Below are 15111 nucleotides of genomic sequence, written 5' to 3'. Positions count from 1 at the left end.
TGACTATTGCCTGTTATCCGGTAAATCAATAATCAGCAGATAAAGGTATCGCGTTATTTCTACCAAACCAGGACTGGTGCGCAATGACGCCGATTACCTCTCTTCATTTAACGATACGGAATCAACAGGATAAATCGGCCACCCGATTGAGCCAGGCGATTGAACGACTTTCATCGGGTCTGCGTATCAATGGCGCGAAGGATGATGCCGCTGGTCAGGCGATTGCCAACCGGATGACTGCCAATTTGAATGCCAACAGCGTCATCACCAACGGAATGAAAGATGGCCTCAGCCTGATGCAAACCGCCGAGAGCGGGCTTAATGCCATCAATAACCTGATACAACGCGGCAGGCAACTCGCGGTGCAGGCGGCAAATGGCACGTTGTCAGATACCGACCAGGCCAGCCTGAACGGTGAATATCAACAAATCAGGGAAGAGATCGACCGCATCGCTTCGTCAACGCAAATCTTTGGCCGCTACCCGCTGGCTCCTGCTGAACCGGGCCCTCAGCCTGCCAAATTGGGGGAAACTTTGCCACTGGCTGAAAAGTTTCCCGTCCCCAATATCAATCATCAATTTCCTTCCGGGGTGGTCTCACTAGCTTACATTCCTGCTGGCGCAAAAAATATCACCATCACCATCGACTCATTAAGCGCCGATGACGATATCCAGCTATTCGCACGAGATGGCAAGCATCTGGCCGGTACACCCGCAGAAGGCACAGACGCCGATATCGTCTGGTCAGCAAACGGCGTAACGGATGAAAGCACCATGAATACCGCCGTGATTACGCAAGATAACGGCTTTTTACCTGGAGCCACCTACTCGGCAGATTCGCTGCTGCAAGCCGGGGAATACAATATCAACACAGGGGCACAGACAACGTATCAGGGCATGACCATCACCTACAGCGGTGATGGCGACCGTTTTGAAGATGCCAACACCGGGGGATTTAACGATGGAAATGTGGGAACAACAAACCGACTGGAAAAAATTCACATTGATGAGGTGACAGAAGATCTGATTGTCATTGTGGTTGGCAGCGGCGTGTTTACTAGCAACGCAAGCTGGGATGAACTTCCCACACCGACAGAGCCTGCCCCGCCACTGCCGCCTTCAGTACCGATCAGCAAAGAAACGACGTTTGTCGTCGGGGCGAGTTTCGGTGATGCATTGCAAACGGTCACTATCAACCCAGCGCCAGCAGACAGCCAGTCACTGGGACTTTCCTCTGTGACGCTGGGTACACCGGAACAGGCCAGTGCGGCATTAGCCACATTCGATAACGCACTGAAAACGCTGGACGGTTATCGCAGCGAATACGGTAGCCAGATGAACCGCTTTGAATCAGTAACCGCCGTGCTTTCACAGGAGAAGGTTGCCACCGCTGCCGCCCGCTCACGTATATTGGATGCGGATTACGCCATTGAGGTTTCCGCGATGACAAAATCCCAGATCCTACAACAGGCTTCCCTGTCCGTATTGTCACAAGCCAACCAACTGTCGGGAAACGTATTAAAGCTGCTACAGGGATGACGTGCCGCCATAAACATCACGTTGTTATTTTTCTATCGAATTGCGATCGCCATGAGTATTGAAATATTCAGCCGCTGCCCTTTCACCACGGCGGCGTTTACCTGTCTGGGAAATAGGGATAACGGTAATGTGCCAATCACTGTTGTTGATATTGAACACGGTATCGACATGGCACTATTAAGCCACATCATTACCACTGAACACCGGACATTCATTATTATTCTCAACAACCGCAGACATGCACCGGTGATGGTGGCTAAAAAGGTATTGCTATTATCAAAACACGCACCGATGAGTACGATTAAAAACGTGATCTCTGCCCTGTCATCGTTCAGAGAAATAAAAGGCAAGACGATATCGTTATCACCAAATGAGAAAATATTCTTCGGCTATTGGCTGGACGGAATATCAATAAAAACCATCGCAAAGAAAATGGCGATAACCCATAAAACCGCCAACAACATGAAAAATAATATCTACAGAAAATATGGCATAAAGGATCTGCTCACCTTTTTACTCATCGCCAGAATCTCACATATGCAAAGTATCACTGACGCCGAGCATCACAGGGTTATCTACGTTGATAAGGTGGCGTGATACGAGATATTGAGAGCGACGAAAGGCTTGAATCCCACTGATTTTGCGAGCATTATCACAATATATCCCTTTTCTGCTCGTGTTGCGTATGCCATCTGCCCAGGAACTTCAAACCGCAATTTCCAATATGTCTATATGGCGTAAAGGCGATCAGCGTGCGCCTCATAAGCCATTGTTGCTGCTTTATGTCCTATCGGCCTATCAGCAAGGACACCCGCGCCTGTTTCACTATGGCGATGAAATCCGCCCTTCTCTATTGGCACTTTTGAACAGCTTTGGGCAGCAGCGGCGCGCTCATTACCCTGAAATGCCATTCTGGCGACTGAAGGGCGATGGTTTTTGGCAGTTGCAGAATGACGAGCATTGTTCACCGCAGAAAGGAAGTAAAGAGCCGCCAAATCGTGAGCTGATTCAGCACGGTGTCATGGGGGGATTTGATAAAGTCAGCTATCAACTATTATGCAAACAACCTCAACTTATCGATAAACTGGCTCAGCAGATTTTAAGCGAGCATTTTCCTGAAAGTGTTCAGGAAGTCATTGCCAACCGCCTGGAACTGTCGCTAGATGATGTACGCAAGTCTCGCGATCCTCATTTCCGTCAAACAGTACTACGTGCGTATCAATACCGCTGTGCGGTCTGCGGTTATGATTTACGACACGATACAACACCTGTCGGCCTCGAAGCAGCACACATCAAATGGAAGCAATACGGTGGCCCTTGCACCGTGACCAACGGATTAGCCTTGTGCTCAGTACATCACTCTGCGTTTGATATTGGCGTTATCGGTATTGATGACAGTATGAAGTTGATGGTTTCAGAAGGAGTGAACGGCAGCAAGATCGTCGAAAGGCTATTCTGGGGTTTTGAGGGTAAACCGCTGTTTCTGCCTAAAAAACGGGAGTATTACCCGCTAGAGCAGTTTGTTGAATGGCATCGGGGGCAGGTTTTTAAAGGTATTTAAGCCCATTTCCTAATTGGTAACTCTGCCACCAATCAAAGAAAACCGGTGTCTTTCAAGTACACACGACAGCTTTAACGCGCACTGGATGAAGGCAAAGAAAAAAGCGGAAGAGCTGCATCCGAATTTAAGTTTCGACTTCACGTTTCATGATTTGAAGGCGAAAGGCATTTCTGATCTGGAAGGCAATTTGTACGAAAAACAAACCATACCCGGCCATAAAAATGTTAACCAGACGGCAAGATACGACAGGAAAATAGCAGTCGTTCCAGTTGTTAGTGGTCAGAATATGGCGAAGTGATATGGCGAAAATATGGTGACGGGGTTATTTAGATACAAACAAACCGCCTTTCGGCGGTCTACGACATTGCACATAAGTGCTTGTTTTAATTCTTTTTAAATCAATGGTGCCCGGGGCGGGACTTGAACCCGCACAGCGCGAACGCCGAGGGATTTTAAATCCCTTGTGTCTACCGATTTCACCACCCGGGCATAAATATTGGAGGCGCGTTCCGGAGTCGAACCGGACTAGACGGATTTGCAATCCGCTACATAACCGCTTTGTTAACGCGCCAAAATATTCAGGTCTTAATGACCAACATCCGCAGTTGCCGATGTTTTAAATTGGAGCGGGAAACGAGACTCGAACTCGCGACCCCGACCTTGGCAAGGTCGTGCTCTACCAACTGAGCTATTCCCGCAGCACAGAACTCACTGATTCTCTTAACTTCTTACAAACCAGCGTTGCTGTTGATGCGGTGCATTCTACTGACCTGACGCAATGAGTCAATAAAATTATCAAGCAACCGCGTTCGTTTGTTGGTTTTTACGGCGCTTCGATCAAGGTTCAAGCAGATCGTGTCGCGCGGCGTTCAAATATTGAAACATGGACCAGAAAGTCAGTACGGCGGCGATGTACAACGCCACAACACCAACACCTTCAACAATGCGTTCCGGGCGCCATAGCAAAGCAAAAAGCGCCATCATCTGAGCCGTGGTTTTAACCTTCCCTATCCACGACACGGCAACGCTACTTCTCTTGCCGATTTCAGCCATCCACTCGCGCAATGCTGAAATGATGATTTCCCGCGCGATCATTGTCGCGGCAGGCAGCGTAATCCACCAGGAGTGATAGTATTCCGCAACCAGCACCAACGCGACAGCCACCATCACTTTATCCGCAACAGGATCGAGGAAAGCACCAAAGCGCGTGGTCTGTTTCCAGCGGCGGGCCAGGAAACCATCAAACCAATCCGTCACGGCAGCAAACACGAAAATCAACGCGCAGAGCAGCGGTGCCCAGACGAATGGAAGATAAAACGCCAGCACGAAAAACGGAATAAGAGCAACACGAAACAGGGTAAGCAACGTCGGTATATTAAATTGCATAGCGCTTAGGTAACTATCTGGCTGGAGTGGATACTAAGAGTATGTTGCAACATTGTCCCTAGTGTTTCAATGCATGGAAGATTTTTTCTGCCAATGCATGCGAAATTCCTGGAACATTTGCAATTTCCTCAATACTGGCATTCATCAAAGGTTGCAGCCCTCCCATGTATTTCAACAGGGTCTGACGACGTTTAGGGCCGACGCCTTCGATAAGCTCCAGCGTACTGGTATTTCTTACTTTCGCTCTTTTCTTACGATGTCCACCAATTGCATGATCATGCGAATCATCGCGAATATGTTGGATAACGTGCAATGCGGGAGAATCAGGCGGCAGTGCCATGCCCTCGCCCGTCGACTCAAAAAACAGCGTTTCCAGTCCGGCTTTACGATCGCTGCCTTTCGCGACACCAAGTAGCAGAGGCTTGTTTTTATCCCACGATACTTGCAGCGAGTCAAACACGGCCTGAGCCTGACCGAGCTGCCCTTTTCCACCATCGATCACAATGACATCCGGTATTTTGCTGTCATCTAGCGCTTTACCATATCGACGCCGGAGGACTTGCGCCATGGCGGCATAATCATCGCCTGGCGTAATGCCACTGATATTATAGCGGCGATATTCCGAACGTAATGGACCATTGGCATCAAATACGACACAAGATGCCACAGTCTGTTCCCCCATCGTATGACTGATGTCAAAACACTCCATCCGATGGATTTCTGGCAACTGCAAGACGTTGGCTAACGCAGCCAGACGCTGGTGGATGGTGGACTGCTGAGACAGTTTTGTGACCAGCGCCGTGGCAGCATTTGTCCGCGCCAGTTTTAAATAACGAGCACGATCGCCACGGGGTTTCGTCTGAATCTGTACTTTTCTTCCCGCGACTGCCGTTAGAGACTCTGTTAGCAAATCCTTATCGGGCAGAGTGAAATCGAGCAGAATTTCTGTAGGAAGCGTTCGGCCTAAGCTTCCTTGCAAATAGAATTGCCCGACAAAAGTCTGCACGACCTCCCCCAACTCCGTACCACCAGGCACTTTGGGGAAATAGCTCCGGCTGCCAAGCACTTTTCCTTGTCGGATGAAAAGGACATAGACGCAGGCCATGCCAGCATCAAAGGCAACACTGATAACATCCAGATCTTCTCCGTCGCCGGAAACAAATTGTTTTTCCGTCACCCGCCGGACTGCCTGGATCTGATCGCGTATCCGGGCTGCATCTTCGAAATGCAGATCGCGACTGGCCGCTTCCATCCGAGAAATGAGTTGATTCAGTACTTGCTGGTCTTTGCCAGACAAAAACAGGCGAACATAGTCAACCTGCTGTTGATAATCCTCTTCGCTAACCAAACCGCTAACGCAAGGCCCGAGACAGCGACCAATTTGGTATTGCAGGCAAGGACGAGAGCGATTGCGATAGACGCTATTTTCACACTGGCGCACCGGAAACAGTTTTTGCAGCAATATTAGCGTTTCACGCACGGCATTGCCGTTGGGAAATGGGCCGAAGTATTCGCCCTTCGCATGCTTAGCGCCACGGTGAACAGCCAGACGTGGATGCGCATCACCGCTTAGGAAAATCATGGGATAGGATTTATCGTCGCGCAACAAGACGTTATAACGCGGCTGATAAAGCTTGATGTAGTTGTGTTCCAGCAGTAAGGCTTCAGTTTCTGTGTGCGTGATCGTGACATCAATATGCTTGATGCTTTTGACTAATGCCTCGGTTTTACGGCTGGCGACATGACTGCGGAAATAACTGGCAAGTCGTTTTTTTAAGTCTTTTGCCTTACCGACGTAGATGACCGTATTACCGGCATCATACATCCGGTAGACACCAGGCTGGCTCGTTACCGTTTTTAAAAATGCCGACGCATCGAAACTCTCACTCACTACTTAACAATGTCTCCGCGGTAAAAAGCCCATGCTTGATAGCCAGATGGGTCAACTCTACGTCACCGTTGATATTCAGCTTACTGAACATACGGTAGCGATAGCTGTTCACTGTTTTAGGGCTAAGATTGAGCTGATCTGAAATTTCAGTCACTTTCTGTCCCTTCGTTATCATTAGCATAATCTGTAATTCGCGTTCAGACAAACACTCAAGCGGTGCATCCGTCTGCGGCTCCAACTGACTTAATGCCATCTGTTGAGCAATATCAGAAGCAATATACCGTTTACCAGCATGCACAGCGCGAATGGCGGAGATCACTTCCTGAGGAGCGGCAGCTTTACTCACATATCCCGCGGCACCGGCCTGCATCACTTTAGCAGGTAGCGGATTCTCAGTATAAATAGTGAGCATGATGACTTTTATATCTGGCGTAAAACGCAGGATCTTGCGCGTTGCTTCAAGCCCACCGATGCCCGGCATGCTCATGTCCATCAGGACAACGTCCACATCATTGCTTCGGCACCACTTAACTGCATCTTCACCGCAGCATGCCTCACCAACCACTTTCAGACCTTTGATATCGTCAAGAATGCGTCGTATCCCTGCCCGCACCAGTTCATGGTCATCAACAAGAAAAACGCTAATCAAAGAATAATTCTCCAAAAAAGGGAGTAACACTTACATAAAAAGTTGCTTGCAGGTGATACTACGTTGGTTTCAAAAAATAATGAACACTGATTTATATGAATATGTATTTTAAAATATGCCGAGAAGGAATAAAGCGCATTCCCGATCATAACAATATATCGTTAACCTGATGGTGTATGTTGATCACATTCTTAACATTTCAAATACGCCACACAGTATAAACACGTCGCTGGCACAAAATGTATAAAAAACAATGCAAATCAAATGGCATGCAATTGGCTTTACATCTTGAATGTCAATAAAAAGTCACTATTGTAATCAGGATATGGTTGGATATTTTATCATCGTCTGCCACGATATTATACAAATAATATATTCAGTGAAAAACGTCCATAGTGAACATCATATGTATTAAACAAAACACATCTATAGCCTTTACCACAAAAAAACAGCCAAAATATAGACGCTATTTTAATAAGTTAAATGCATAAAAAACAGTCACTAAAATGGCTTTATCCGCGAATAATATCAATCCACAATATGCTTTATGTTATACTCCCGTCCATCTGGTTCTGCCTGTCGCGTCAGCGGTAACGCCCGCAGCAGACGAAGGAAAACATCTTTTTCTTGTTGAGGAGAAAACATGAGCAACGCAGATTTTTCTACTGCTGCATCCGCTGAAACGCTGGCCCATGAGGTTACCTGCCTGAAGGCTATGGTTACGCTGTTATTAAAAGCAATCGGCCAGGCGGATGCCGGTAAAGTTATCATCAATATGGAAAGATATATTGCTCAATTGGAAGATGCCGAGCAAGCCGCTGTCTTTGATAACACGATTAAACAAATCAAAACCAGCTACCGTAAATAGCACTATTTGCTACACCGCCATCTTAATAATTTGATCTGGCGGTGTAGTGATATTTAGCCTTGCCTTCCTAATTTAAAAAATAGAGACGCTCGTCTATTTATTTCCGATACTGATGAGTTTCAAAAGCAGTGCCTCTTCTTTCTTTTTATATTGCGTTAATTCCATCACCAACGCTTTATCCAGGAACTGTTTTCTGGAGAGTGCTTTCCTTTCATCAACCAGTTCCCTCAACTCAGTGAAGCATTCATTTATTTTGTACTCTTTTGAACTTTCCGTACAAATTATCTCATGGATTGCCTGGCTCAGTTCAGACAATGAGATAACCGATTTTGGATCCTGGTGACTTTTTTCTATGACAGCCAGTAATTTTTCGAATCCCATATGAACCTCCGAAATCAAGCAGAAACTTGCTTATGGCTAACCAGGAAACTCCAGCTACCTCTAAACGCCGCCCCAGTGGATATGGACACAACCCTGTGCAAACAAGTCGTCACATCATAAACGATCTGTCAACGATTCCATCCGTTAAGCATAGCACCTTCTCACCACTCTTCAGGACGCATGAGGCACATTCTCGCCATCAAAAATGATAACGTTCAGCAGTGTCATCAGACACCTTATGTATCCACTTGGCATTACAGCAGAATATCAATAAAACATGATCGAAAAAGTCACAGCTATTAAGTAAGGTGATTTTTTATGAAAGTGATAAAAATAGAATAAATCGGGGATAACTAACGCAGAAAATACGGTTAATGTTAAGAATGGATATAATTAAAAATAAATTAACCAAAGAAAGATGAAATAATAACAAACTGAAATAAATATCATAAACCATTGAAATTGTTGGTGGGTCGTGCAGGGTTCGAACCTGCGACCAATTGATTAAGAGTCAACTGCTCTACCAACTGAGCTAACGACCCAACGGCGAGGATTATTCTCCTCCCCGGCGTGCCTGTCAAACACTTCATATTAATTTTTTATGTGTGTTAATAGAATTGTTAGCGATTGGTAATTTTGTTAACCTATTCAGCCTATTTATCTCTGCTTCTCATCATTTTATATCATCTTCATTTTAGGGCGAAAAACATACAGCATCATCTTACATCATTAGCCGCCCTCTTTATGCCTGGCTATCTCCGACATCCGCTGTAATAAGTACTGCGGTTGCGCTATCTTATTCGTTTCGATTTTCGTAAACGAGAGCCGCCAAAGAGCTCAAAAAACATCACAGACAGAAACAGGAAAGTGTACTTACATGGTCGAACAATCAAAAGAAGCCGCAGACCTTACCTCTGAACAGGGAGAAGGACTGCAACGGAATCTGACTAATCGTCATATTCAGCTCATCGCCATCGGCGGAGCGATCGGTACTGGGCTATTTATGGGCTCAGGCAAAACAATCAGCATGGCGGGTCCTTCGATCATCTTCGTTTATATGATCATTGGCTTTATGCTGTTTTTTGTCATGCGCGCAATGGGAGAACTATTACTTTCCAACCTCAACTATAAGTCATTCAGCGATTTCGCTGCTGACCTCCTTGGGCCATGGGCAGGTTTCTTTACCGGCTGGACTTACTGGTTCTGCTGGGTCGTAACTGGGATCGCCGATGTCGTAGCCATTAGTGCCTACTCGCAGTTCTGGTTCCCTGATTTATCGCAGTGGGTCTCTTCGCTGCTTTGCGTTCTGCTATTACTGACGCTAAATCTGGCAACCGTGAAGCTGTTTGGCGAGATGGAATTCTGGTTCGCGATGATCAAAATTGTCGCTATCGTTGCGTTAATCGTGGTCGGTGTCGCACTGGTGATGATGCAATTCTCTTCCCCATCAGGAAACGTCGCCTCTTTTACCAACCTCTGGAATGACGGTGGCATGTTCCCTAAAGGAATAAGCGGATTTTTTGCCGGATTCCAGATCGCCGTATTCGCATTTGTCGGTATTGAGCTGGTGGGTACCACTGCCGCTGAAACTAAAAATCCGAAAGTCGTCCTGCCCCGCGCCATTAACGCCATCCCGATTCGCATCATCATGTTTTATGTTTTTGCGTTAATTATGATTATGTCCGTCACCCCGTGGGGTGCAATTACGGCGGATCGCAGTCCTTTCGTGGAAATGTTCGTACTGGTTGGCCTACCTGCAGCCGCCAGTATGATCAACTTTGTCGTCCTGACGTCGGCGGCATCCTCGGCCAATAGCGGCGTATTCTCCACCAGCCGCATGCTCTTTGGCCTGGCGAAACAAGGCGATGCACCGAAAAGTTTCGGCGTGCTCTCTAAACGCGCGGTTCCTTCGACTGGGTTGATGTTTTCCTGTATTTGTTTGCTGTCGGGCGTGGTGCTGATCTACCTGATTCCGAACGTGATGACGGTCTTTACACTGGTGACTACCGTTTCCGCGATTTTATTCATGTTCATCTGGAGCATCATCCTATGCTCTTACCTGACATACCGTAAAAAGCGCCCTCAGCTACATGCCGAGTCATCCTATAAAATGCCGTTGGGTATTTTCATGTGCTGGATATGTCTGGCCTTTTTCGCTTTTGTTATTGTACTGTTAACATTACAACCAGATACACGGCAAGCGCTTATTGTCACGCCGCTGTGGTTTATTGTTCTGGCAATTGCTTATCAGTTTATTCGTCGGAAAAAGCAGGCTGTTGACGTGAAGTAAAAGATATAAACGCAAGAAAGGCGCGGACAACGTCGGCGCCTTCAATTTTTTTCAGCAAAATCACGCATAGCACAAGTATTCTCTATTATTGGATATAAACAATTCTCAATTGTATATAAGAAAATTAATATGCGAACAATTAATGTCGTCACCATTGATATATAAGAAAGTTATTCCCGTAATGGGACGGTTGTGATTCGATTGATATTTTTCGCTAATAGTTCGAGAGCTAAGTAATTATGTTCATCCTTCCGCTGTGAAGCATCAGCAACCACACCTTCTATCTTTCTATTTAACTCATTGATTTTACTGTCATCAAGTGTTGAAACAATAGCAGAAATCAGCATCTCTAACGATTCAATCTTCGCGTTAAGCGCTTTTTCTCCAACTTCTTTTTCTGCCAGCTTTATTAAAAGATGAGAGAGGATATTATTCATTTGAACTCCTTAATCAAAAAAATAACCGTCATACACCCATAAGGCAACACCTGTTCTTGGTGCACAGGATTAGAGAAAACATAACGAAGATTAATGTAACACTGTGAATGGCCTGGCCGCTAGTGTCTATTACCATTTTAAGGAAATCATATTCACACGGCAGCAATAAAATGAAGTTGCAGATAAATAAACCAAATAAATAAAAAAACTAAAAAACCATTTTATTTTTAAGAGTGAAAATCCCTGTTTTGAGGAAGCTCGATAATGCTATGAATGTGATGATCTTCACAAAAATAAGGAAGAACACCGTTTTGATAGTACAACTGACCACAAAGTCTAATGAGTAGCCAGCCATCGGGAAATGGCTGGCTCTATGGCTAACGCTTACGCACTCATTGATTGCCGTGCACCACTCACCGCATCCTTTGCCTGTTCGCACTGCGACAATATCGTCTGTGCATGAGAATAAAGAATTTTCCCCGCCTCGGTGGGCGTAACACCACGCCGACTCCGTACCAGCAGCTGTTTTTCGAGTTCACTCTCCAGCGTCGCGACCTGCTGGCTCAGCGCCGGTTGTGCAATATGCAACAACTCAGCAGCCTGTGTCAGGCTACCGATATCAACGATTTTCACAAAATACTTGAGCCGTCTAAGATTCATGTCTGCCTCCTGAGTAGTTACCCTAAAGAGGTAGCAAAAAGCGCGCCATATTATGTTTCTATGCCTAAGAAAAAGTGATACCTCATTGATAAGCCACAGGTAAAATAAGGAAAAGCAATGATTCTGCTAACCAAAACACCTGATTTTGTCTGGGAACCCCGCCATCAAGCCAATACCAACCTGCACCATCTTAAAGCAAATCCTGCTATTTTAGGGTGCAAACCCGCCCGCGAATCAACGTATTTCATTGCTTTCCAGTGCTCAACTTGAGCAATAATTTCAATATGTTGGTTATTAGTTCGGCAATCAAACGCACCAAGCGATAACAGCCTTTGACAACCCGAAACGCTCCCGCTATTATCCATCGCACTTAACCGATTCCTCTGTAGTTCAGTCGGTAGAACGGCGGACTGTTAATCCGTATGTCACTGGTTCGAGTCCAGTCAGAGGAGCCAAATTTAGAAAATCCCGCTTAAGGAAACTTAAGCGGGATTTTTTTTTATCATTTTATTCAATGTCTTCACGTGCAAAAGTATTCTCGGCGCACATTCTGTTTTCACTCGAAAAAAATCGCCACGCATAGGGAGAATCTGGTGGTCAGATTCGGGGTCACGTTGGTTCGATGACGGAGTGACCCCCAAATATCTCTTAGCGACTGTCCCATAGCAGCACGAAAATCCGCAACGTAAAACCATCAGCAAAACCCTTTAAAGTTTCCGACTCACATTACCTACACCTTTATTTAAACCACAGCTCAATAGACCTTCAGTTGCCGTCGAGGCCGGAATGAATACCTGATATACATCGGGCAGTTTTGAATGAAAAGACCTCATCAAACACCAGCCAAGGTTAACAAAAATGCGACACCACTCTATAGCCAGCTTTACCAGAGTAACCGTCATTACTGCATTGTTTGGTATCACCTTTTCTTCCATCGCCGCACCACCGAATGTTTCACTGCAACATGTTTCACTACAACATCAGCAATTCGAAGGCCTGATCAGAGAGCCGCTTTCGTTGCAGGTAACGCTGGATAATGGCAAGCCAGCCATACTCGATGCATTTGTCACCCGACCAGTCAGCCAGACAACACTCCCTGTGGTGGTGATCACGAATGGAACCGTGGGTACTGCCGAATTCGATCGCTGGGAAATGAACCCAAACCGTGCATCGTCGACAGCACTTGCCTTTGCACGCCACGGTTATGCTGCGGTTACCGTTCTGCGGGAGGGATACGGTTATTCAAGCGGTGGTGCCGAATATTTAGGCGGTTCCTGTAAGCAACCGCTGCATAAGCTGGCTGGTGAAAAAGACACCCGAGATATGCTGGCCGCGCTTGAGGCAATAAGACGCCAGCCCTGGGCCTCTCCGGATAAAGCGGTTCTGGCAGGTATGTCAGCAGGCGGTTTTGCTGTTCTGGCAACCAGCGCAGTTAACCCGCCCGGCGTTCAGGCTATCATCAATTTTGACGGAGGCCGGGGTTCCATCGACGGCAAGTCACTTTGTGATAGACCCGACCTAATTAAAGCATTCACCACATATGGCCTCACTGCGCGCATCCCTTCTCTGTGGCTTTATTCCAGTAATGATCAATCGTTCACCCCGGAAATGGGCAAAGCCTTTTATGAGGCCTATCGCAGCGGTGGCGGTAAAGCCGAATTTATTGAAATGCCGGCTTTTGGCAAGAATGGACACGTCTTTATGGATACCGCCCCGGAAAGTTTCTGGTGGAAAACTGTGGCTGGATTCCTTGCGCAGCAACACTTGCCATACGAGGAAGTCGTCACCTTACCAGTAACGCATCTTGCTTCCCCCGCAAACCTGAATAACAACGCAGGCAAAAACGCATTCAGAAAATACGAAGCGGCGCGACTTTATGAGAAAGCATTTGCGACAGGCAAGGACGGGGCATGGGGGACGGCATACTGGGCGCGAACTGGCCGTGAGGCCGCTGATGCAGCCGTCAAGAGCTGTGAAACATTCCAGCGTAAAGGGGCAGCCAACTGCACGGTCTATGCCATCAATGATGAGGTTGTTGCAAAGTAGATCGGCCATGGCATCGGAAACCCCTTCGGGGGTTCCGTATTGGTTTAATCAAGCCCGTGTTTTTATAGCATTACGCCTTTGAACGTGTATTCGATCCCGCCAGCGAACTACAGCGAAATAATATCAGTGCTATCAGACAGGCCGTCGCCTGTATACCGCCCAGCGTTGTGACCGCGGGAAACGGCAGTACCGAGCCCAGCCAGGTTGTTAGCGCCGCCATTCCCATCGTCAAAAAACCAAGCAGCGCGGATGCCAAGCCCGCTTCTTTCCCGAAAGGCCCCATCGTAATGGCCGTACCCAGTGGATTGGCCAAGCCCATTCCCCAGAGGAAGATGATCATCGACAAGGTATACCCGCTCAGGCTTGGCGATTCCGGCCCAAGCAACAGCAAACACCCACCGGCTAACGCGGTAGCGAGCCCCGCCGACGCAATCCTTCTCGGGCCATAACGGCGAGCCAGTCGCGGCGCGGCCATACCAGCACCAAAGACAACGAACACGGTGGAGGCAAAATATAGCCCAGCTTGTAGTGATGATAGACCGATCCCACTCATCAGAATCGCAGGTGCAGCACCGAAAGAGGCAAATAAGCCGCTCATCAACAGACTCATCGACAGTGCTGGAAGGATAAACTTCCCATCAACAATCAGCTTGCCGTACGCCACGATGACGCTCGAAATGGAGTTCGGTGCGCGACGCTCAGCGGGATGCGTTTCTCCCAGCCCGTGAGCATAGAAGACCGCAATGACAAAAGCGGCAAGGCCCACCAGTATAAAGATCGCTCGCCACCCCAATGTGATAGTCAATACGCTCCCCACCAGCGGTGAAAAACCAGGAGCCGCCGCTGTCGCGATCATTGTCAGCGATAGCGCTCGCGCCAGCGTTTCACCGTCAAACAGATCGCGTGCAATTGCGCGTGCTAACACTGCCGCAGCGCAGATGCCCAACGCCTGAATCACTCTTCCTACAATCAGCGTTTCAAATGAACCGGCTAAGCCACCGACTACCGTACCCACGATGAATAGTGAGAGGCCGCCCAATACCAGTTTCTTGCGTCCGTAGCGGTCAGACAACGGCCCTACTACCAGTTGAGCTAGCGAGAAAGTGATAAAAAAGCTGGAAAGCGTCAGACCAAGTTCACGAGCAGATGCCCCAAACTGCTCGCCAATATCGGGAAATGCCGGAAGAATGATATTGGTAGACAATATGCTAATAGCCGAAAGACCAGCCAATAGCGCGACAATTTTCCCGCTTAATCGCGGGCTTTCGGAGGAATGGGATTTTGCCATCATTCCAGCGGATGTACTTTCAGTACTCATGGTTACCTCAACGGCAATGACTGGCGTGGGAATACGCTCCACGCCCGCAGGCTGGATGACACTCGCCACAATGTGTGATGTGTGGC

The 15111-nt window shown here is 47.3% G+C and carries 12 protein-coding genes, 5 tRNA genes and 2 pseudogenes; 8 read left to right on the top strand and 11 right to left on the bottom strand.

Annotated features, from left to right (window positions below; genetic code table 11):
* Positions 1–83 precede the first annotated feature (83 nt).
* The 4 genes and pseudogenes from BUB06_RS12795 to BUB06_RS12780 all read left to right on the top strand — a co-directional run.
* A complete protein-coding gene (locus tag BUB06_RS12795; RefSeq protein ID WP_039471427.1) occupies positions 84–1538 on the top strand; it encodes a flagellin N-terminal helical domain-containing protein in 1455 nt (484 codons plus the stop codon).
* A 51-nt stretch (positions 1539–1589) separates the two neighbouring features.
* Positions 1590–2135 (top strand): helix-turn-helix transcriptional regulator, encoded by a 546-nt coding sequence (locus BUB06_RS12790; RefSeq protein WP_039471425.1) that lies wholly within the window; start codon positions 1590–1592, stop codon positions 2133–2135.
* 88 nt (positions 2136–2223) lie between these two features.
* Entirely contained in the window at positions 2224–3099 is an 876-nt protein-coding gene (locus tag BUB06_RS12785) for a phosphorothioated DNA-binding restriction endonuclease (RefSeq protein WP_039471424.1), read from the top strand.
* Positions 3100–3157: 58 nt separating this feature from the next.
* A pseudogene (locus tag BUB06_RS12780) lies at positions 3158–3397 on the top strand (site-specific integrase); the annotation flags it as partial.
* Positions 3398–3501: 104 nt separating this feature from the next.
* On the opposite strand, the gene BUB06_RS12775 reads toward BUB06_RS12780, so the two are convergent.
* From BUB06_RS12775 to uvrY, 6 genes are all read right to left on the bottom strand, one after another.
* Positions 3502–3588: transfer RNA gene (locus BUB06_RS12775), tRNA-Leu, on the bottom strand.
* An 8-nt stretch (positions 3589–3596) separates the two neighbouring features.
* Positions 3597–3670 (bottom strand) — tRNA-Cys (locus tag BUB06_RS12770).
* A gap of 51 nt (positions 3671–3721) precedes the next feature.
* Positions 3722–3797 (bottom strand) — tRNA-Gly (locus BUB06_RS12765).
* 139 nt (positions 3798–3936) lie between these two features.
* Positions 3937–4485, bottom strand: a complete 549-nt coding sequence (gene pgsA / locus BUB06_RS12760; RefSeq protein ID WP_010279374.1) for a CDP-diacylglycerol--glycerol-3-phosphate 3-phosphatidyltransferase — start codon at positions 4483–4485, stop codon at positions 3937–3939.
* A gap of 58 nt (positions 4486–4543) precedes the next feature.
* Positions 4544–6376, bottom strand: a complete 1833-nt coding sequence (gene uvrC, locus BUB06_RS12755) for an excinuclease ABC subunit UvrC (RefSeq protein ID WP_029369030.1) — start codon at positions 6374–6376, stop codon at positions 4544–4546.
* Positions 6369–7025, bottom strand: a complete 657-nt coding sequence (uvrY, locus tag BUB06_RS12750; RefSeq protein WP_010279369.1) for a UvrY/SirA/GacA family response regulator transcription factor — start codon at positions 7023–7025, stop codon at positions 6369–6371. The genes uvrC and uvrY overlap by 8 nt, the downstream gene beginning before the upstream one ends.
* Positions 7026–7668: 643 nt before the next feature.
* Between uvrY and BUB06_RS12745 the strand changes: the two genes are divergently transcribed.
* Positions 7669–7893 (top strand): DUF2594 family protein, encoded by a 225-nt coding sequence (locus tag BUB06_RS12745; RefSeq protein ID WP_010279363.1) that lies wholly within the window; start codon positions 7669–7671, stop codon positions 7891–7893.
* Positions 7894–7986: 93 nt separating this feature from the next.
* Here BUB06_RS12745 and BUB06_RS12740 read toward each other — a convergent pair whose 3' ends face one another.
* Together BUB06_RS12740 and BUB06_RS12735 are read right to left on the bottom strand one after the other, a co-directional pair.
* On the bottom strand, positions 7987–8274 hold the full coding sequence (locus tag BUB06_RS12740; RefSeq protein ID WP_010308281.1) for a basic helix-loop-helix domain-containing protein: 288 nt from the start codon (positions 8272–8274) through the stop codon (positions 7987–7989).
* A gap of 466 nt (positions 8275–8740) precedes the next feature.
* Positions 8741–8816 (bottom strand) — tRNA-Lys (locus BUB06_RS12735).
* 335 nt (positions 8817–9151) lie between these two features.
* On the opposite strand from BUB06_RS12735, the gene cycA reads away from it, so the two are divergent.
* The gene (gene cycA, locus BUB06_RS12730; RefSeq protein WP_039471419.1) at positions 9152–10564 is read left to right on the top strand and encodes a D-serine/D-alanine/glycine transporter; all 1413 of its coding nucleotides are present in this window, start codon (positions 9152–9154) and stop codon (positions 10562–10564) included.
* Positions 10565–10734: 170 nt separating this feature from the next.
* Here the strand turns inward: cycA and iraP are convergent, their stop codons facing one another.
* Positions 10735–11001, bottom strand: a complete 267-nt coding sequence (gene iraP / locus BUB06_RS12725; protein ID WP_010308275.1) for an anti-adapter protein IraP — start codon at positions 10999–11001, stop codon at positions 10735–10737.
* A gap of 390 nt (positions 11002–11391) precedes the next feature.
* A pseudogene (locus BUB06_RS12720) lies at positions 11392–11661 on the bottom strand (LysR family transcriptional regulator); the annotation flags it as partial.
* Positions 11662–12040: 379 nt separating this feature from the next.
* Between BUB06_RS12720 and BUB06_RS12715 the strand changes: the two are divergent.
* A tRNA-Asn gene (locus BUB06_RS12715) sits at positions 12041–12116 on the top strand.
* Between the two features lie 403 nt (positions 12117–12519).
* On the top strand, positions 12520–13707 hold the full coding sequence (locus BUB06_RS12710; RefSeq protein WP_039471417.1) for a CocE/NonD family hydrolase: 1188 nt from the start codon (positions 12520–12522) through the stop codon (positions 13705–13707).
* Between the two features lie 70 nt (positions 13708–13777).
* Here the strand turns inward: BUB06_RS12710 and BUB06_RS12705 are convergent, their stop codons facing one another.
* A complete protein-coding gene (locus BUB06_RS12705) occupies positions 13778–15025 on the bottom strand; it encodes a multidrug effflux MFS transporter (protein ID WP_039471944.1) in 1248 nt (415 codons plus the stop codon).
* Positions 15026–15111 lie beyond the last annotated feature (86 nt).

This window comes from Pectobacterium carotovorum (genome assembly GCF_900129615.1).
Classification (GTDB): Bacteria; Pseudomonadota; Gammaproteobacteria; order Enterobacterales; family Enterobacteriaceae; genus Pectobacterium; species Pectobacterium carotovorum.
Note: the sequence above shows the minus strand (reverse complement) of the source record. Positions and strands in the feature narration are given on the sequence as shown.